At 67.3% G+C, this 19378-nt stretch carries 18 protein-coding genes, 1 pseudogene and 1 riboswitch; of the genes and pseudogenes, 6 read left to right on the top strand and 13 right to left on the bottom strand.

Annotated elements, in window-relative coordinates:
* Positions 1–1008, bottom strand: a pseudogene (locus NU1_RS03345) (hypothetical protein); the annotation flags it as partial.
* Between the two features lie 955 nt (positions 1009–1963).
* On the opposite strand from NU1_RS03345, the gene NU1_RS03340 reads away from it, so the two are divergent.
* Entirely contained in the window at positions 1964–3301 is a 1338-nt protein-coding gene (locus NU1_RS03340; RefSeq protein ID WP_067517264.1) for an amidase, read from the top strand.
* A 472-nt stretch (positions 3302–3773) separates the two neighbouring features.
* On the opposite strand, the gene NU1_RS03335 is transcribed toward NU1_RS03340, so the two are convergent.
* The 5 genes from NU1_RS03335 to dacB form a co-directional block, all read right to left on the bottom strand.
* Positions 3774–4661: a LysR family transcriptional regulator gene (locus NU1_RS03335; RefSeq protein WP_067517214.1), complete on the bottom strand. Its 888-nt coding sequence runs from the start codon at positions 4659–4661 to the stop codon at positions 3774–3776.
* Between the two features lie 507 nt (positions 4662–5168).
* A complete protein-coding gene (gene hpt, locus NU1_RS03330) occupies positions 5169–5729 on the bottom strand; it encodes a hypoxanthine phosphoribosyltransferase (protein WP_067517213.1) in 561 nt (186 codons plus the stop codon).
* Positions 5730–5765: 36 nt separating this feature from the next.
* Positions 5766–6752, bottom strand: a complete 987-nt coding sequence (tilS, locus tag NU1_RS03325) for a tRNA lysidine(34) synthetase TilS (protein WP_245719927.1) — start codon at positions 6750–6752, stop codon at positions 5766–5768.
* 434 nt (positions 6753–7186) lie between these two features.
* Positions 7187–8326, bottom strand: a complete 1140-nt coding sequence (locus tag NU1_RS03320; RefSeq protein WP_084520945.1) for an Rv3626c family coenzyme F420 biosynthesis-associated protein — start codon at positions 8324–8326, stop codon at positions 7187–7189.
* Between the two features lie 13 nt (positions 8327–8339).
* On the bottom strand, positions 8340–9800 hold the full coding sequence (gene dacB, locus NU1_RS03315; RefSeq protein WP_371859756.1) for a D-alanyl-D-alanine carboxypeptidase/D-alanyl-D-alanine endopeptidase: 1461 nt from the start codon (positions 9798–9800) through the stop codon (positions 8340–8342).
* A 153-nt stretch (positions 9801–9953) separates the two neighbouring features.
* Here dacB and ppa point away from each other — a divergent pair, with 153 nt between their 5' ends.
* Positions 9954–10445 (top strand): inorganic diphosphatase, encoded by a 492-nt coding sequence (ppa, locus tag NU1_RS03310; RefSeq protein WP_067517211.1) that lies wholly within the window; start codon positions 9954–9956, stop codon positions 10443–10445.
* A 144-nt stretch (positions 10446–10589) separates the two neighbouring features.
* Here the strand turns inward: ppa and NU1_RS03305 are convergent, their stop codons facing one another.
* Positions 10590–11411, bottom strand: a complete 822-nt coding sequence (locus tag NU1_RS03305; RefSeq protein WP_067517209.1) for a crotonase/enoyl-CoA hydratase family protein — start codon at positions 11409–11411, stop codon at positions 10590–10592.
* Between the two features lie 145 nt (positions 11412–11556).
* Between NU1_RS03305 and NU1_RS03300 the strand changes: the two genes are divergently transcribed.
* The 3 genes from NU1_RS03300 (at position 11557) to NU1_RS03290 (ending at position 13052) form a co-directional block, all read left to right on the top strand.
* Positions 11557–11877 (top strand): 2-oxo-4-hydroxy-4-carboxy-5-ureidoimidazoline decarboxylase, encoded by a 321-nt coding sequence (locus tag NU1_RS03300; RefSeq protein WP_067517253.1) that lies wholly within the window; start codon positions 11557–11559, stop codon positions 11875–11877.
* Positions 11878–11917: 40 nt separating this feature from the next.
* The gene (locus tag NU1_RS03295) at positions 11918–12391 is read left to right on the top strand and encodes a YbaK/EbsC family protein (protein ID WP_067517207.1); all 474 of its coding nucleotides are present in this window, start codon (positions 11918–11920) and stop codon (positions 12389–12391) included.
* 199 nt (positions 12392–12590) lie between these two features.
* Complete coding sequence (locus tag NU1_RS03290; RefSeq protein ID WP_084520943.1) at positions 12591–13052, top strand: flavin reductase family protein; 462 nt, start codon at positions 12591–12593, stop codon at positions 13050–13052.
* 84 nt (positions 13053–13136) lie between these two features.
* Here the strand turns inward: NU1_RS03290 and NU1_RS03285 are convergent, their stop codons facing one another.
* A complete protein-coding gene (locus NU1_RS03285; protein WP_067517251.1) occupies positions 13137–13796 on the bottom strand; it encodes a LysE family translocator in 660 nt (219 codons plus the stop codon).
* Between the two features lie 91 nt (positions 13797–13887).
* On the bottom strand, positions 13888–14547 hold the full coding sequence (locus tag NU1_RS03280; protein ID WP_067517203.1) for a biliverdin-producing heme oxygenase: 660 nt from the start codon (positions 14545–14547) through the stop codon (positions 13888–13890).
* A 181-nt stretch (positions 14548–14728) separates the two neighbouring features.
* Positions 14729–14842: riboswitch (SAM riboswitch) on the top strand.
* 45 nt (positions 14843–14887) lie between these two features.
* Here NU1_RS03280 and NU1_RS03275 point away from each other — a divergent pair.
* Complete coding sequence (locus NU1_RS03275) at positions 14888–16201, top strand: aminotransferase class V-fold PLP-dependent enzyme (RefSeq protein WP_067517201.1); 1314 nt, start codon at positions 14888–14890, stop codon at positions 16199–16201.
* Positions 16202–16240: 39 nt separating this feature from the next.
* Here NU1_RS03275 and NU1_RS03270 read toward each other — a convergent pair whose 3' ends face one another.
* From NU1_RS03270 to NU1_RS03255, 4 genes are all read right to left on the bottom strand, one after another.
* On the bottom strand, positions 16241–16429 hold the full coding sequence (locus NU1_RS03270) for a hypothetical protein (protein WP_067517199.1): 189 nt from the start codon (positions 16427–16429) through the stop codon (positions 16241–16243).
* Positions 16430–16484: 55 nt separating this feature from the next.
* Positions 16485–16934: a DUF2752 domain-containing protein gene (locus tag NU1_RS03265; RefSeq protein ID WP_067517249.1), complete on the bottom strand. Its 450-nt coding sequence runs from the start codon at positions 16932–16934 to the stop codon at positions 16485–16487.
* A 457-nt stretch (positions 16935–17391) separates the two neighbouring features.
* A complete protein-coding gene (locus NU1_RS03260; protein ID WP_212761905.1) occupies positions 17392–18765 on the bottom strand; it encodes an alpha/beta hydrolase family protein in 1374 nt (457 codons plus the stop codon).
* 10 nt (positions 18766–18775) lie between these two features.
* Positions 18776–19357 carry an ArsR/SmtB family transcription factor gene (locus NU1_RS03255; RefSeq protein WP_067517197.1) on the bottom strand — a complete coding sequence of 194 codons (582 nt, stop codon included), beginning with the start codon at positions 19355–19357 and terminating at the stop codon, positions 18776–18778.
* Between the last annotated feature and the right edge of the window lie 21 nt (positions 19358–19378).

Raw genomic sequence — 19378 nt, 5'->3', positions numbered from 1 at the left:
GCCCCCCGCACGCGTCGACTCGTCGACCTCGGCTCCGACCGATGGCCGCTGGTCTGGCCCGGTTCCAGCACGGGTCGGCTGGTCAGGGCCGGTTCCAGCACGGGGTGAATCATCGATCCCGGCCCCCGCATGCGTGGATTCGTCCCAACCGGTCCCCGCACGCGTCGGCTCGTCGACCTCGGTTCCGGCCGGTGACTGCTGGTCAGAGCCGGTTCCAGTACGGGTCGAGTCATCGATGCCGCCACCGGCACGCGTCGACTCGTCCCAACCGGTCCCCGCACGGGTGGATTCGTCGGTTCCAGCTCCCGCCCGGATGGATTCGTCCAGGGCCCTTGACGGATTGGTGGAGTCCGCCGGGGCGGTTCCCGAACGCGGTGCTTGCTCGAATCCGGTCCGCGAGGATGCCTCGGAGCCAGCGGGTGCGCGAGGTGTGTTCGGGCGGCCAGTCCGGGCTGGTGCGGGGTCCGTGACGCGGCCCTCGGCGCGCGTGGAGTCCGCGGGGCGGCCCGCGGCACTCGAGGAGGCCCCGGGGTCGGCTCCGGCGCGCACGGAGCCCTCCAGCGCCGAGCGCCGCGTGCTCTGGTCCTCGTCGTCGGCATTGAGAAGCGCCCGCAGTTCCGTGGCCTGATGTGGAAATTCCCGGATGTAGTCGCGGGGGTCGACACGCTCCCCGCTGTGCCGCCGGATAACGAATTCCTCGTACACCAATCCGGCGGGGAGATCGCGCGCCGAGAGTTCGGAGAATTCGGAACAGTATTCGGTCAGTCTCTTGCGCACGCGCTCCGCACGACCGGCCGCGGCGCCCGCTCGCCGCAGCCAGCGGTGCCGCATATCGACCCGAACGAGTTCGATCAGCGCCCCACGCCGCAGGGTGGTCGCATCGGGTAGGAAGTCGGCGATCTCCGGCGGCGCGGATGCGGCATCCCACGCCGCGGCGAAGGCGGCCACCGCGCTGTATTCCGTGCCGGCGGTATGCCGACCGGAACGGTGATCGGAACCTGAGCTCATGTCCGCACCTGCCTGGCTCGGCACGGAATCCATGGAATCCGCACTGGTCGGTCCGTTGCTGTGCCGGATAGAATCCGCCACACCCGTCACCATCATCCCCCGAGCAACTGCGGGAATGATAACTTGCGGCTGCACAGCGGATCACCCGATTTCGACGACCAGGCGACGGGGGAACACCAGCATGTACAACAAGGGCACCGCACTAGCGGACGGCATCTCACCAGCGACAGCGGACGCGGACGAATCGGGCGAATGCTCACACCGGCCGGTACCGCCCACCGCCAAGCCTGGCCGGGAGGTAACTATGGCCGCAAACGACCCCACGGACGCCGACGACACCCGCACCCCGCCCGCCCCCGAGACCGCGCCCGCCGACGACACCGCGAACGCCGACGACACCGCGAACGCTGAGGACACCACCTCGCTCGCGGCTGATCCGGCCCCGCGCGCCCGCAAACCGAAATCAGCCCGGACCAAACGGCATTCGGCCGCCGCCACTCCCCCCGCGAAAACAGCGCGCCAGCGGGCCACGCCGCCCGAGCAGGTGGCCGTCAGTACCGACGCGCCGCTGGAGGGCGACGCCACGGCCACCGCCACCGCTCCGGAAGCCGTAGGGCCTGCCGCGGATACCCCGGCCGCCACCGAGCGCTCGGACAACGACGCCGCGCGTGCACACATCAGCGCCGCGGCCTCTTCGGATTCCGACAGGGGCTCGGCGGCCACAGCGGAAACCGTGAGCTCTGCGACTACTCCGGAGACAACCGACCGCCCTGCGACAGCTCCGGGCATACACAGCTCTGCGACAATTCCGGATACAGACGACAGCCCTGCGGCCATTCCGGATACGCGGAGCAGCTCGGCGACAGCTCCGGATACAGACGACAGCTTCACCTCCGCTACGGCGGACACCTACGGCGGTTCCGCGTACGTTCCGCGTACCGACAGCCCGGCACGCGTGGACACCGGTTCCGCGACGGCGATCGCGGCCGCGGTGCGCGATGGCGTGCTCACCCCCATTCAGGTGGTGGATGCGGCACTGGAGCGGATTCGGTCGCGGGACCGGAAAGTCAACGCGTTCAGCGTGGTTCGGACCGACGCGGCGCGAGCGGAGGCCCAGGCCCTGGCCGAGCGCCCCGATCTGGATGTCCTGCCACTGGCGGGAGTGCCGATCGCGGTCAAGAACAATATCGACGTCACGGGCGAGGTGACACGCGCCGGTTCGCTTGCGGGCTCGGATCGTCCGGCGGAGATGGACCACCCGGTGGTGCGGCGACTACGGTCGGCCGGCGCGGTCGTCGTCGGCCTGACCAGTGTTCCCGAATTCGGTCTGTGGGGCGTCACCGATTCACCTGCGGGCGTCACCAGCAATCCTTGGAATCCCAAATTCAGCGCGGGTGGGTCGTCCGGTGGTTCCGGTGCGGCGGTCGCCTCCGGCATGGTGTCGATCGCGCACGGCAATGACGGATTGGGGTCGGTCCGGATTCCGGCCGCCTGCTGCGGTGTGGTGGGCATGAAACCGGGTCGAGACCTGGTGCCCGCCGAAGTGGGCGTGAATTCGTGGGGCGGGATGACCGAAAACGGCGTGCTGGCAACCACTGTCGCCGATGCCGCGCTCATGCTCTCGGTACTGGCCGATCGTCCCGACCTGGCCGACCTGTCGACCTCGCAGTCCCTGCGGATCGGCATGGCCGCCGCTCCCCCACTACCGCTGGCCCGTGTGGACCGGCACTGGGATGGCGCCGCCCGCAAGGCCGCCGCGGCGGCGGCAGCCGCCGGACATGCTGTGGAATCGGCCCAATTGCCTTATCAGGGCGCGACTTTCGCCCTCATGCTGCGCTGGGTCGCCAATGCCGCTCACGAGGCCGCCGCCGTCCCGCATCCGGACCGCCTGCAATCGCGCACCCGCACCCATATCGCGCTGGGCAAAGCGGCGCTGCGCTCCGGCCTCGTGCGCCCCGCCCAGGTGGACCGCATCGAGGCCCGTCTGCTGGACTACTTCGAGCGCTACGACGTGATCATCACCCCCACCCTGGCCACCCCGCCGCCACGCGCCCGCCGCTGGCATACACTGCCCTGGCTCGCCAATGTGATTGCCAATGTGCGCTATTCACCGTTCACCCCGCTGTGGAACCTGGTCGGCTGGCCCGCCATTACCGTCCCCATGGGTATCCATCCCCGCACCGGTACACCGGTAGCCGCGCAACTCATCGGTCCGCCGGGCAGTGAATCCACGCTGCTCCGGCTCGCGGTGCAGCTGGAAACCGCGCACCCTTGGCGGCGCACCGCGCGTTGACCGGCGACGAGTGGGAATCGTTGGCGTGCACAGCTATTCACCGACGGCGGCGCGTAGACGCGTGTCGTTCCGGCGAGGCCGCCACAGGCGTGCGTTGTCCCGGCGTGGTTTTGGCCGGGGAGGACATGGCCTGATCAAAGGTGGATTCCGGCCAAAAGCACGCCGGAATGACGGGGTGGCGACGCACGCAGTGGCACAACAGGAGGTGGCGCCGCCCGCAGGGCCACACACGGGGGCGCCGCCCCCAGTGGCACACACAGGGAGGTGCCGCCCGCGGGGCCACACACGGGGGGTGGCAATGCGCTACACACAGGGGAGCAGGATTATCGATCACGAAACGCCTTGCCGGGCTGGCCCGAACCGCGGCCACCTGCGCATACGAGTCGGCCGGGGCGAACCAACAGGTACGCCCCGGCCGATCGAGTGCGGGTGGCGGCACTGCCTCCGACCCAGTGCCGCCGTCGATTTCGAGCTAGACCGCCGCGACCGGCTCCCGGTCGGCGAAGCCGCCCTCGAGGACGCGGGTGGCGAATTCGAGGATGGTGGGACGGTCGTCGTCCGCACGCCAGGCAACGGCCAACTCGCACGGCGGCAGGCCGGTGACCGGGCGGGCGGTGAGGCCGGGCCAGCGGTACATGGGGACATTGTTCTCGGCGAGCAGGCAGATACCGAGTCCGAGGCTGACCGCTTCCAGGCGCTCCTCGGCGGTGGCCGCTTCGGCACCGATCTTGGCCTGGCGACCGCCTCGGGCGTCGCCGCCGAGCCAGAAGTCGCGTGCCGCACCGGCTTCGGCGGGCATGGCAATGAAGGGTTCGTCGAGCAGGTCGGCGAAATCGATGGTTTCCTGCCCGGCGCGGGGGTGGTTCTCCGGCAGCAATACCCACCGCGGTTCGGTGCGCAGCACCTGTGAGCGGTAGCGACTGGTGTCGGGCACGGGCAGCCACATGAGGGCCAGGTCGGCCTGTCGGCCGGCCAGGCCGCTGGACGGATCGGTCCACGACGCGGAGTGCAGGGCGAGGCGATGCCCGCTGGCGCTCTCCAGGTCGGTAATGAGTCCGCGGCCGATGGAGGACTGGATGCCGACACGCAGCACCTCGCCCGCCTCCTGGAGGGCCACGTGGGTGACCTCCCAGAGTTCCAGGATCTTGCGGGCTCCCTCGAGCAGTTCCTTACCTGCCACGGTCAAGGCAACGCTGCGCTGATTGCGGTCGAACAGGACCACGTCGAGCTGACGTTCGAGCTGGCGGATCTGCCGCGACAGTGTCGGTTGCGCGATGTGCAACCGCTGCGCGGCATTGGTGAAGTGCAGTTCCTCAGCGACGGCGACGAAATACCGCAGGTCGCGCAAATGCGGGTCCATAGCCCCTTGCTATCAGAATCGGTCTTGAATATCCAGCCAGATCCGACCTCGGAGTTTGGAATCCGAAACGAAAACAGCCATCAGGTTTGTTACGAACAGCATATGACGTGTCCATAACAGCATGGCAGCGGGCTCCGCGAACCGCCAGCGACTGACCAAATGGGCATCCGACCGACTTCTATCAAGTCGACCGACCAGCAGTAACCCACGCCACCCGTGACCTGGCTGTCAATGCCACTGAACTGCCCTCGGCACTCAGCAACACCCAACGGCCGCAGGCCCGCACAACCACTGAACAGGGTGAGTGAAATTTCTCACACCACGCCGGAAAACGCTCCATCCGTTGGTCATCACGGCGTGTTTTCGGGCCGGATCCGCTACGGAGCCGAGGTGGATTCCGGCCACAAGCACGCCGGAATGACGGAAGGGACAGAAGGGACGGCATATCGCAATGCCAGGTCGTCGTCCGATCCGAGCAATAGCGCTTGCCCGAGCCTCGAAGAGGGCTCAGGCCTCGCCGCCGTAGACCTTCGGGTGCAGGGTGCCGATGTACGGCATATCGCGGTAGCGCTCCGCGTAGTCGAGGCCGTAGCCGACCACGAACTCATTCGGAATGTCGAAGCCCACGTGCAGCACATCTACCTGGGTGCGTAGTGCGTCGGGCTTGCGCAGCAGCGTCACGACCTCGAGTGAGGCCGGATTGCGACTGGACAGATTGCGCAGCAGCCACGACAGCGTGAGACCGGAGTCGATGATGTCCTCGACGATCAACACATTGCGTCCGGCGATGTCCTTGTCCAGGTCCTTCATGATGCGCACCACGCCCGAGGACGAGGTGGACGACCCGTAGGACGAGACCGCCATGAATTCCATCTGAGTAGGGATGGTGAGTTTCTTGGCCAGGTCCGTCATGAAGAAGATGGCGCCCTTGAGCACACCCACCAACAGCAGGTCGCCCTCCGGGGCGTCCGCCGGGTACCGCTTGGCAACAAGGTCCGCGAGTTCGGAAACCTTCGCCGCGATCTCGTCCTCGCTGATCAACACCGACGCGATGTCATCCCCGTACACGTCCGATGGTTTCCCTTCAGTGATGTGGATCCCGAATCACCTGGGCTCGTTCTCGACCAAGCTCAGTACGAGCCTGCCATGTTCGCGCCCGGCAACCAACCTGATCCCACTCGACCCGCCGCCGACCGCCACGCCGCCCTGTCCGCGCCAATCGGTGACCAGTGCGTCCACCGCGCGTAAATGCTTGTCGGTCAACGCCTTAGCCCCACCCGCCAGCAGCCATGCCCGAATCGTCCGGCGTCGCAGTGCGGGCTCGGCAGTGGCGAGAGTCTCCACCAACAATCCGTTCCCATCACAGGCACTCGCCAGCAAATTCCTGGCGAGCACATCGAGGACCTCACCGTCCTCCCGCAGCTGAGCCGCCGTTCTGGCCAGCGCCGCCGCGACCCCACCACCGAGCACCTCCTCCAGCAGCGGCAGCACCTCGGCGCGCAGCCGCACCCGGGTGAATTCGGCGGAGCTGTTGTGCGGGTCGTCATACGGGGTCACACCGAGATCGGCGCAGAGCTGCCGGGTGACCGCCCGCCGCACCCCCAGCAGTGGCCGTCCCCACGGATCGGCGAAGGCCGCCATCCCTTGAATGGACCGTGAGCCCGACCCCCGCGCCAAACCCAGCAGAACGGTCTCGGCCTGGTCATCGAGGGTGTGGCCCAGCAGGACCGGGCGGCCATCTCGTGCCCGGTCCAATGCCGCGTACCGGGCTCGCCGGGCGGCCGCCTCCATACCTCCGCTGCCGGACACCTCAACCGTCAAGACCCGAGCCGACCGGCATCCGAGCCGCAGAGCGGTGGCAGCGGCCTCCGCCGCCACCACCGCCGATCCGCCCTGCAAGCCGTGATCGACGACCAGCGCATCAACCGCACCGGCCTCGACGACAGCGGCCGCGGTCAATGCCAGGGAGTCCGCCCCGCCCGACAACCCGACCGCCACCACACCGTTCGGGGCATACGTACCCAACCAATCCCGCACGGCACGGCGCGTTTCCAGCGCGGCCGGGGTCTCGGGAAGTCGCGGATGGCTCACGTCTCCGATGGTTTCACGCCGGCCTTGTCGCCGACCCCGGGCACACCGAGCGCCGGTCACCGAGGACACCAGCCATCGGTCACCGAGGACACCAGCCATCGGTCACCGAGCACACCAGCCACCGGTCACCGGTCACCGAGCACCGGTCACCGAGCACACCAACCACCCGTCACCAAGCACACCAACCACCCGTCATCCCGGCGTGCTTTTGGCCGGGATCCACGTCCTGATCGAAGGTGGATTCCGGCCGAAAGCACGCCGGAATGACGAAGGGTGTCGACCCATCCGGACGGTGATGGCGCGGCGCAAGGGGCACCCGAGGCCACGACGGCGGGTGTCAACTCTGTACACAGGGCACAGCCGGGACCACGACGACGGATAGCAGCCCAGCACGCAGGGCACAACCGGGACCCGAGGACGGGTGTGGGCTCTGCTCAGCCGAGGACGCGCCGTACCCAGCGCTGTGGATCCTCGATTTCGTCCACGCGCGGGAGGGTTTCGCCGTCGGTCCAAATGACGTTGAAGCGTTCCATTCCGACGGTGTCCACCACCTCGTCCACGAACTTCTTACCGCGCACGTACTGCGCGACCTTCGCGTCCATCCCGAGCAGTGCCCGCAGCAGCCGCTGGATCGGATTGCCCGGGCGGCGGCGACGCTGGTCGAATGCGGAGCGGATGCGGGCGACCGAGGGCACCACGGCGGGGCCGACGGCGTCCATGACGTGGTCGGCGTGGCCCTCCAGGAGGGTGCCGAGCATGAGTAGTCGGTCCAGAGCGTCGCGCTGCGGTTCGGCCTGCGTGGCGCGCAGTAGTCCGATAACCCCGCTGGCGGCCGGATCCTCGATACCGCGGCGGCGATCCTTCACCGCCTCCAGGAGGCGGGCCAGGACGTCGGCCATCGGCTCGTCGCCGACCTCGCCGAGCAGCTCCACATTGCTCTTCATGTAGTCGGCCAGCCACGGCGCGGAGGAGAACTGCACGCGGTGGGTCACCTCGTGCAGGCACACCCAGAGCCGGAAGTCGCCGGGCGGTACGGCCAGTGCGCGTTCGGTGCCCATAATGTTGGGCGCGACCAGCAGCAGGGTGCCGTCGGGACCGCTGAACGGGTCGTACTGACCGAGGATGGCGGTGGACAGGAAGGCCAGCATGGCCCCGGCCTGCACCCCGGCGGGTTTGCCGACGAAGCGGCCCTGGTCGGTGGAGTCGCTGCCGGTGAGCGCGGACATGGATTCGGCGGCGGCCGCGATCCAGCCGGGCCGGTCCACAATGCGCGCGGCGGGCACCACCGACCCGTCGACGAGATTGCTGACCTCCCGAACCGGGCCCTCGGCGCGAATGGACGCCTCGGCGAGCTCGGCCACCGCCTGCTCCGCGGAATACCGGGAAGCGCGCGGACCGGTGGGTACGAGCAGGGCTCCGGTCCGGGCGGCGAGCTTCCAATCCACGGCGCCGGTCAGTCCGGGCTTCGATTTTCGGCTCAGTTCCCCGGTTCTCGGGTCGATCACCACCTGGGTACGGGAGTCACCGGTTCCCAGGTGTGCGGCGTCGGCCGAATTGTGTTCGGGTCCGGTCATAGTCATCCACCCGTCAGGAGCATCCACAGTTGCGCAATGTGGCGGCGATGGCGTCCAACGCGGGGCGGCTCGCCTCGGGTAGCCGTTGGTTCGACATCAACGCGAAGGTGAGTACGCGCCCATCGCGATCCAGCACATACCCCACCAACGAGCTTGCCACGTCCAGAGTTCCGGTTTTGGCACGTACCCAACCCGCGCCGTCACGGTCGCGCGCCGTGTAGCGGTCGGAGAGGGTGCCGGTCGCCCCGGCCACGGGCAGGTGGTCGAGCAGCGCCGCGAGCGGGGCGGGAGCGGGGTCCCGCGTGCCGTTTCCGGTCGAATTCCCTTGGTCCCCGGTACCGTTCGGCAAGGCCGCGGCGGTCATGATGCGGTCCAGCACGCGCGCCGGAATCCAGTCGTCGACGGACAGTCCGCTACCGCCGTCGAGCAGGGTGACACCGGTCATATCGAATCCGGCGGCCCGCAACGTCGTGTTGATACCCGTTGCCGCACCCGCGAACGACTGCTCCGAACCGGTCGCGGCGGCGATCTCACGGGCAATGGTCTCGGCCAGCACATCGTCGGAGTGCACCATCATGTCGTGCAGTCGGTCCCGCAGCAGCGCGGACTGTACGGCGGCGACCTGCGTCGCACCGGCCGGGGCGGTACCCGCTCGCACCCGAGCCGGATCCAGACCCAGTTCGATGGCGAGCCGCCGTCCGGCATCCAGGGCCGGGGTGTGGGTTCGCGGCGAGTAGGCCCGCAACGGTTCCAGTCGGCCACCGTCGATCATCACCGGTTCGATCGGTGCGATGGAACCGCCGCCGATATCCTCGGTAAGCCAGCCCGGCGCCATATTCGGCCCGGTGTAGAGCGAGGTGTCGACGATGATGGTGTCCACCGCACGGCCGGAGGCCTTGATCTGTGACACCAGATCCGACAGTCGCGGCCCGCCGGGGTAGTACCCCTTGCCATCCGGTTGCGCGGTCAGCGTGGGATCACCGCCGCCGACCAGCACCAGCTCGTTCGGCGCGGCCCCGGTCACTACCTTCGTGATCACCCGATGGTCGGGCGGCAGGGCGAGTAGCGCGGCGGCGGTCAGCAGAATTTTGGCATTGGACGCCGGGATCATCGGCTGATCGGGATCGGTGCTCCACAGCACCTCACCGGTCTCGGCGTCGGACACCATGGCGGCGAAGACACCCAGGTCCGGAGTGCCGACCACGGGCGCGAGGGCCGCCGCCAGCCCGTTCCTACTCGGCGCGGGCGCATCGGTGGATGCGGGCCCGACCTGCGGCGATACCTGCACCGGCGCGGGCGCCGCGGCGATCGTCAAACCACCGTGCCGGAATTCCTCGGTCCACGGTTTCACGATGAGCGCCACGGAGCCCATCGCGATGAGGACCATGACCAGGACGGATGCCACCAGGATCAATTTCCTGCGCCGCCGCTTGGCCTCCAACCCGCCGATGTTCTTCCCGTTCGGACCAACCACGTGCCGCTGTCTCCCTGGTTACCTGTGGTGGGGATTGTCCGGCGTCCCTGCCGCACCCACACGCTCGGGCACCACACTATCCTCGGTGCGCAGTCGTTCCCCCGAACGAGCTGGCGAGTCGGCAGCCATAGGCACCAGAAAAGAGGAGATGACGTGGAGTTCGACGTCACCATCGAGATCCCGCGAGGTCAGCGGAACAAGTACGAGGTAGATCACAAGACGGGTCGCGTGAAGCTGGACCGCTACCTGTACACCCCGATGATGTACCCGGCCGACTACGGCTTCATCGAGGACACCCTCGGCTCCGACGGCGACCCGCTGGACTGCATGGTGCTGCTGCCCGAACCGGTCTTCCCGGGTGTGCTGGTCGAGGCCCGTCCCGTCGGCGTGCTGATCATGAGCGATGAGGCGGGTGGCGACGAGAAGGTCGTGGCCGTGCCCGCGGGCGATAAGCGGTGGGACCACATCCAGGACGTCGAGGACATCCCGGAGTTCCAGCGCAAGGAGATCGCGCACTTCTTCGAGCGCTACAAGGACCTCGAGCCCGGCAAGTGGGTCAAGGTCGAGGGTTGGGAAGGCCGCGAGAAGGCCGAGACCCTGGTGACCGAGGCCTACGCCCGCTTGAAGGAGCAGGGCGGCCACTGAGTCGGATCCCCGGCCGGGAGCCGTGCCACCGGCCTCCCGGGCCGCGTCGATTCCACCGCTGGTGCACAGCGCTGGTTTCAGCGGCTGTGAACGAACGAGACCGCCTGCACCGCAGGCGGTCTCGCATCGTTACCGCTCAATCGATCACTTGCCCTTGAACTCGGGTTCCCGCTTCTCGAAGACCGACTGGATGGCCTCGGTAATGTCCTCCGACGGCAGGAAGGCGGCATTCCACACCGATACGTACCGCAGTCCGTCGGCGACCCGGCCCACCTTCGGCTGGTCCAGCACATCCTTGATGCCCTGCACCACCAGCGGCGGGTTGAGAGCGATCTCGCGCGCCATGGCGTGCGCCGCGTCCAGTACCGCCTCCTGATCGGCGTACACGTCGCTGACGAGGCCGATCTTTTCGGCGCGGGCGGCGTCGATGTCCTTGGCGGTGTAGGCGAGTTCGCGCAGGTGGCCCTCGCCGATAATGCCGGGCAGCCGGTGCAGCGAGCCGATATCGGCCACAATCGCCACCTTGGCCTCGCGCAGGCTGAACTTGGCGTCAGCGCTGGCCAGTCGCACATCCACGGCGGCAATGAGGTCGAGGCCGCCACCGATGCACCAGCCGGAGACGGCGGCGATAATCGGCTTGGTGCAGTCGGCGACCGCGGTGACCGCCGCCTGCATCTCACGAATCTGCTTGAGGAAGTTGGTGCGCGGGCGGGCCAGGGCACGGTCCTGCAGCAGCGGGCCGAACAGCGGGCTCATGGCCGGCAGGTCCAGGCCGTAGGAGAAGTGCTTACCGGAGCCGGTGAGCACAATGGCCCGGACGTCCGGATCGGCGCTGAGTTCGCCGAAGATCAACGGGAGTTCGTGCCAGAAGTCGGGACCCATGGCGTTACCCCTGCCGGGGCCGGTCAGGGTGACCTGGGCTACATGGTCCTTGCTCTCGACTGTGAAAGCCTTCCATTCACTCATCGGACCAGCGTATCGGTGGCGGGCCGCAGCCGGGCGGGCAGTGTTAATGCTGTGCTAAATATGCTGCGTCGCACTGGTTTCCGGACCGGCGACGGGCGGACGATTAGCACGTCAGCAAATCTGCGCCACCAGTGTGGAGAACCCGATGTTGATGCATCACGAAATCGGCCTCGACCGATTCAACGCCCTATCCCGCCAACGGGCGATACACGCCCTCTATGAATGTTGCTGCAATGTCACATGGGCGGCCAAGCTGGCCGACGGCCGCCCCTATCCCAGCTATACGGCCCTGGCCACCGCCGCCGACGCCGAATTGCTCGCACTGTCCCCGGCCGATCTCGATCGCGTTTTCGATTCCTGTGTGCACGAGGAACTCTCCGAACGCGATACCGCCGAGCTCATCCGCACTGCGCGCACTCGACTCGCGGACATGCTCGGCCCCGAGAACGGTTACCCCGAATACTGAACGCCCGCACATAATCCGCAATCGCTCTACCCTGGTTGGCATGCGCAGGTCCCTGCCGCCGCTCGCTTCCAAGGTCTCCGACACGCTGATTTCGCGCGGCCATCACGGCGTGATCATTACCCAACCGCTACCCACCAGCACCGCGCAGGAAGCCGCCGCGGCGATCGGCGTGGATGTCGGGGCGATTATCAAATCCCTGGTATTCCTGCTCGACGACGATCCGGTGCTACTGCTGGTCTCGGGCGCCCACCAGGTGAATCTCGAACGCACCGGGGAACGCCTCGAAGGAACCCTCACCCGGGCGCCCGCCGATATGGTGCGGGAGGTTACGGGCCAGCCGATCGGCGGGGTGGCGCCGGTCGGCCATCCCACCAATCTGCCCACCTATCTCGACAATGCGCTGGCCAGGCATTCGGAGCTGTGGGCGGCGGGTGGCCATCCGAACACCCTCTTCCGCACCACCTTCGGCGAGCTGATGCGCATTACCGCCGGACTCGCGATCGACGTCGACTGACCGCCCCGCCCTCGGCATTCCGGCATGCAGGTGGCCGCAATCCACACCCCGTTCCGACACGGGGATTGTGGTCAGATTGCGCACAATAGGAATAGGCACACCGGTTCGGACGTAGATTTCCTAGGTGACCGATTCACCGTCCGAGCTACAGGTCCCCGACGATCTGAGTGGTATCACCGCCCATCAGTACCGCTCCGCCATGCGGCACTATCCGGCGGGCGTCACCGTCGTCACCCTGAACTCCGAGAAGGGGCCGGTCGGCTTCACGGCCACCTCGTTCGCATCGGTGTCACTGCGACCGCCGCTGATCTCGTTCAATATCGCGCACACCTCCTCCAGTATCGAGGCCATGCTGCGCGCCGAATCGGTGGTCGTGCACTTCCTCGGTGAACATCAGCAGCACATCGCGCAGCGCTTCAGTCGCGCCGCCGAGGAGCGCTTCACCGACCGCTCGCTGTGGACCAACCTCGAAACCGGTGAACCGGTCCTGCACGGCACACCCATCTGGGTCCGCGCCACCGTTCATCAACTCATCGAAATCGGTGACCACACCCTCGTTATCGGTCTGGTCACCCGCGTCCACGACGATGCCGAGGAACTCCCCGCCGCCGCACCGCTGCTGTACTACAACGGCACGTACCACCGGCCCGAAGCGCTCTGAACGATCCCGCTCACGACTGGGCGTCTCCATCCTCGACGGGCGCATATCGGTGCTCTGCGCGGATTTGCGGCCGGAATCCGCGCATCAGGCCGCCGAGGCGGCGGTGCCGATACCGAGCGCGGCGAGAATGCCCGCGCTGATCTGTTCCAGCCGATCGCGCACCTTCTTACTGCGCAGCAGTTCCGCCGCCCGCGCCGCGGCCAGTGCCAGCAGCACCATTTCGATTGCGGCAATGGTGCTTTCGATAGCGCCGAGCGCGAGGGTATTCGCGAAGGTGACCTCGGTCAGGAACTGGGGCAGCACCGCCAGATAGAACAGGCCGACCTTCGGGTTGAACACACACGACACCATCCCGGCGGTGAATGCCGCTCGCACCGACGCCGCACGTTCCCGTGAGTTCGCGGGCTCCGCACCCGGCAGCGCCGCGGTCGCGGCTGTGGCAGCGCTCTCGCGGCGGTCGCGCCGGAAGGCAAGGAACGTGCGAATTCCCAGGTACACCAGATAGATTCCGCCGATAACCTTCAACGCGCGATAGGCCGTGGCCGACTGTTCCAGCAGCGCCGCCACGCCCGCCGCGACCACCACGGCCCAGACGATCCCGCCCAGCGCCGAGCCGATCGCCGCGGCGATGGCGGGTCGCGGTCCCACCATCGAAAACCTCAGCACCAGAAACGAATCCGGTCCGGGGGTGAGCGACAGCAGGACACACAGTCCGATAAAGCTCAGCAGCAGGGGCAGACTCACCACTCAATGGCAGCGCACCCGCTCCCGCGAGGCAACCGAGTTACCCTCAGCAATCCTGTGGCATACGTAGCCCGGGGTAGCCGATAGGGCCTCAGTTCTTATCGCTGAATTCTGCGGCCAGCTCACCGAATAGGTCGGTATTCATCGAGAACGCCAGGCGCGCCTCATCGAGTACACGCTCGGTTTCGTCCGCGTCCAGGGGCAGGCCGTCGAGCAGCTCGCGGTATCCGCGCTTGAAGGCGGCCGGATTGGAGATCGCGTCGAAGACATAGAAGCGCACGCCATCGCCCTTCTTGGGCAGATTCCACAGCTTCTCCGCAGTGCCACGAATGACCTGCCCGCCCGAAAGGTCACCGAGGTAGCGGGTGTAGTGATGAACGACATATCCGGCGGACCAGTGCTGGGCGCATTCGGTAATGCGATCGGCGTAGGCGAGGGTGGACGGCAGCGGTCGCAGCTCGTCACGCCAGCCCGCACCGCCCAGATGGGCGAGGTCGGTTTCCAGTGCGGCAAGACGAGCTATCTCCGGGCGAACGAAGGGTCCGGCGACCGGATCGGCGGCGAGTTCGGCGGACCGCTTCTCCAGCGCGTCGTAGACGAACCAGAGCTGGGCGGTGTAGCGGTAGAACGCCCGCACACCGAGCGTTCCGGTGAGCATGTCGCGCATGAACGACGAGTGCTCGGCCTCGCTGTGCTGCTGTTCGGTGGCGGTGCGGATGAGGGTCGAGAACGGCGTCGCGATATCCAGCATGTCGTGCTCCTCGTTATCGATCCTGCGGCCACACTACTTTGGCTACCCTAACTTCACATTAAAGGCTACCGACCCCGACGAACTCCCGATTCCTACTTTGCGGCCCTACCCATCCAACTTTCGGATGATTCTCGTCAGCGGGTTGACAAGGTCGCCGCGCATCTGCCAACCTCTGCAATCAGGTCATGAGTACCAGCGTCAAGCCCTGGCTAGCTGGTCGGCAACCCTCCTCCGCGGTGGGGTGCTCCAGGTGACGACCGGGCCGACGTTCACAAGAACGCGGCAAGCGCGGACTCTTCGATCCTGCTGATCACGAGTCCCTGACCGACGGGATTTCGTCATGACTGCTTTCGCCGACCACAGCTGCGCCACCCTCGCCCGCGTCTCCGGATACGACCTCCAGGTGCCGCTCGTTCAGGGTGGCACCGCCACCTACGCCAACTTCGACTATGCCGCCAGCGCACCGGCACTGGAGCAGGTCACCAATCGGGTGCAGGAACTGCTGCCGTTCTACGCGAGCGTGCACCGCGGCGCCGGATACGCTTCGCGAGTCTCCACCGATTGCTACGAAGCCGCGCGAAATACGGTGGCGCGCTTCCTCAATGCCGCCGACGACCAGTGCGTGGTCTTCACCCGCAACACCACCGACTCACTCAACCTGCTCGCCTCCTGCGTACCCGGCGACACCGTGGTGCTGGATACCGAGCACCACGCCAACTTCCTGCCGTGGGTGCGCAACGGCCGCCGCGTGGTCCGGGCCGCCGACACCATCGAGGAGACCATTCAGCGCCTCGTCGCCGAACTGTGCGCGAAACCCGCCGCACTGCTGGCGATTACGGGCGCCTCCAATGTGACCGGCGAGCTGCTGCCGATCGAGCGCCTGGCCTGGATCGCGCACCAATGCGGTACCCGCATCCTGGTGGACGCCGCCCAGCTGGCCCCGCATCGCCGAATCGACTTGCAGGCCAGTGGAATCGACTATGTGGCGTTTTCCGGCCACAAGCTCTACGCCCCGTTCGGCGCGGGCGTGCTGGTGGGTCGTCGCGATTGGCTCGATACCGCGCAGCCGTACCTCGCCGGTGGCGGCGCGGTTCGCGAGGTCTCCGCCACCGAAACCGAATGGGCCCCGGCCCCGCAGCGACATGAGGCCGGTTCCCCGAATGTGCTGGGCGTGGCCGCCCTGGCCGCCGCCTGCGACGCACTCGCGGCCCTCGACGAGACCACGGTCACCGAGCACGAGCTCTACCTCTCGCATCGCCTGCGCTACGGCCTGAAAACCATTCCGGGCGTGAACTTCCTGCGCATCTGGCGCGACAGCACCGATGCCGTCGGCATTGTCGCCTTCACCATCGACGGCTTCGAACCCGGTCGGGTGGCCGCCTACCTGTCCGCCGAACACGGGATCGGCGTGCGCGACGGCCGGTTCTGCGCACATCCGCTGCTGGCCGCACTCGGTGTGGACGGCGCGCTGCGGGCCAGCCTGGGCCTCGGCAGTACGGCCGCCGATGTGGATCGGCTCATCGATGCCGTCTCCGCCCTGGTCGAGAACGGCCCGCGCTGGAATTACGCTCGCACCGAAGGACATTGGAACCCGACACCGGAGACCCGGCCGTTCAGCAGCGGTTCCGAGGGCGGCGCGCCCTGTGCGTTCTGAGCGCGCAGGTCTGCTGAGCGCGGGCGTTGGCTTCGGGCTTCAGGGCACAAGGTAGCGGACGGCCAGTTCCTCCACCACTGGATCGTCGTCCGCCACCGCGTCCAGCAGTTCCAGATCGGTCAGCACCGACAACTGCCGGGTGTCGTCCTGATCCGGATCCGGCGCACCGTCCTCATTGAGCTGCCGCAGCAGTTTCGCCCGCACTCGTTCCTTCAGCGAATCAACCATAGTGACAGCATGCCCTGATCAGCGGGTTTCACTCGGCGGGCCACGCCGCCGTAATTCACACCGGCACGAGCCAGGTGCCCCACGGGGTATTGCGAAAGACCGTGTAGGCCACCAGGAAAGCCAGGGTCACCCACAACCATGTGCGCGGCAACCCGCGGGGTAGCGTCCGCGCGGGCTGGCCGCGCGAACTGCGCACCAGCCAATCCCCCCACCACACCGCGAACACCAGCAGCAGCGGAATCAATAGCAGATTGCTCTGCACCGCGTCGAGAATCCGGCCCTCGGTGAGATTGTGCATACCGCGCAATCCCCCGCAGCCGGGGCACCAGTATCCGGTCAGTTCATAGAAGGGGCACAGACCCCACGAGCCTGCCTGATGCGGATCCCGGAAATGCAGCGCCGCGACCGTGCCGGCCACCGCGGCACCCGTGAGCAGCGGCAATCCCATTGCCCGCCACCGGGGACGAACTGGGGGCGGGGGCGGGGGCGCCAACGGGGTATCCACGGCATCAACGGTAGCGGGGGTGTCGGGAACCTGCCAGGTCGGTACGAGCACAGCGGACTGCGCGGGTGGCTGGGAGTACCGCGCGTTTCACGACCGAATATCCCCGTCGTCCGGTGCGCTTCTGGCCGGGATCCAGCCTGTACGGTGCCATTCGGGTGTGGATTCCGGCCAAAAGCATGCCGGAATGACGAGGGAGCGGCGCTCAGGACTGCTGATCGGACGCTCAGCGTCTCCCGGCCCGGGCGCGGCCAGCTGAGCTGAGCATCGGTCGACGGATAAACCATCGCGCGACGCCAGCGTGATCGCTACCGGGCCGAGAGTCGGCGCAGTGTGCAGCGCCGCTGGGCGATGACCGTCCCGACGACCGCCCAGCGGCAATCCCCGCTCGCGCACCCGACAACCTGCGGCCATGCGATTCCCCGGTCTTCCGTTCGCCACCAGCCGACTGTCCGGGCGGTCAGGGGATCAGGAGGCCCCAATACAGGGCCCACAGGGTGAATCCCGCACCGCCGCAGACCAGGAGAATCCATCTGGCGCGGGCGCCCGCACCGGAGTCGGAAAGCGTGCTCCGGCTCCGAGCGATAATGACGCCGAGGGTGACCACCGCGAGCGCGGCGAGCAGCTGTACAGCCAGCCAGGGCAGTGTGCGGCCGAACAGCAGGGGACCGAATGAGGTGGCTCGGGTCGTCAGCATGAACAGCAGTTGCGCGACGGTCCCGACAATGGCAATCATTGCTGCGGACAACAGGATTCGCGCCGGTCGCGGATTCGGCAACCGCCACCGGCGCACCGCGCCGGTCAGTGCGTAACCTCCGAAGCCGAGGACGATTCCGAGCAGCAGCGACAGCTGCACGGTGGCGGACTCCCACCGGGACAGCGGTTCGAGCGCCTCGGCCGACTGCCCCTGCGCCGCTGGCGGATCCACCTGTCGTGCAGCGGAATCCGGGAGTCCGTGCACCCAATCGGCCATGAGCTGGATGTAGCCCGGAGCCAGTTCCGGCAGTTTGTCGAATCCATCGGTGGTCGCATGCCCGCCGTGCTGGGCGTTCGGCAGGGTTCGCAGCGTGTAGTTCGTCTTGCCCACTCGCTCGAACGCGGACTGGAAGTCGCGCAGGCTGTCGCCCGGGGGTGTCAGCCGATCCAGCTCACCCCAGATCGCGAGCACCGGCTGCGGGATCCGCTCCAGCACCGGTATCGCGTCGTAGTCGGCCTGGGCGAACTGACCCGCGCCTACCAGTTGCCGGATACCGTTGCGCGCCAGCACTTCGAGCATCGAACCACGCACTCCGCCCGCGACGAATCTGGTCTCGTTCGCCCAGGCCTGCTGCGCCGCGGGGGCAAAGGAATTGGCGCCGACAGTAATCAGGAACGCGGCATCGGCGGAACGCGAAACCGCGAGCGGGGCAACCCATCCCCCTTCGGAGAGGCCCCAGATCCCGACGCGGTCCGGAGCCACCTCGGGGCGGTTCCGCAGTGCGGCAAGACCTGCCAGTGCGTCGTCGGCGAGCAATGAGTAGTCGCGGTGCGCGGGTGTGTAATCCTCGGTGCGCTTGTCATAGCGCAGCGCGACAATCCCCGCACCGGCGAGAGCGGCGGCAACCTGGTCGTAGTGCTCATCGCGACCATCGCCCGAACCGTGCACCAGCACCACTCCCGGCAGGCCGGTGGCACCGGCGGGTGCGTACACGGTGCCGCTCGCCGTGGTCCCGTCGGAGCGGGTGATGGAGATACCGTCGGTCACGAGATCGTTCGCGTGTGCCATCGGCGCACCGAGGGTGATTGCAGCAATCATGGTGGTGAGCAGGACAATTCGAGCGACGATCGATAGCACTGGTGGATCCTTACTCGCTGGAATTCATTCCGGGTGCGGGAAACGCGATGAACCGGGTCAGCACTCGGCGCGTTCCGGGGCGGCCCTCGGCGTGCGTGGATTGGAAGCGTTTGAGCAGCGTGAGATAGTCCTCGAAGAACGCTTCCAACTCCTCGCGCGTCGCATGGATGGCGCCCCGGGAGAACGGCACCATATCGGCCCACTCACCCAGCTCGGCACGCTCGGCCTCGAATCGCTGAAACGCCTCGACATCGTCGGCAATGTGCACGGCGAGCAGACCTTCCATCAGCTCGCGCAGTTCCGGAGACGAAGCCCGATCGACCCGATACCGCAGATCCTGCGGCGGCGACCGCCACCACCGCTCCTTCCCCTTCGCCAATTCGGGCGCCTCCTCGATGAACCCGTGCTCGGCGAGCTGACGCAGGTGATAACTGGTCGCCCCGGTGTTCTCCCCCAGCAGCGCACCGAGCGCCGTGGACGTCGATGGCCCCTGTTCGGCAAGTGCCCGCAGAATCCGCTGGCGCAGCGGATGCGCCAGCGCACGTAAGGCGGCGGGGTCGGTGATCTCCCTGGGCGGCACTGGTTCAGCCATACTTACAAAGTACTCTTTGCA

This window comes from Nocardia uniformis NBRC 13702, assembly GCF_001613345.1.
GTDB lineage: Bacteria > Actinomycetota > Actinomycetes > Mycobacteriales > Mycobacteriaceae > Nocardia > Nocardia uniformis.
This window is presented reverse-complemented; position numbering and strand designations above follow the sequence as displayed.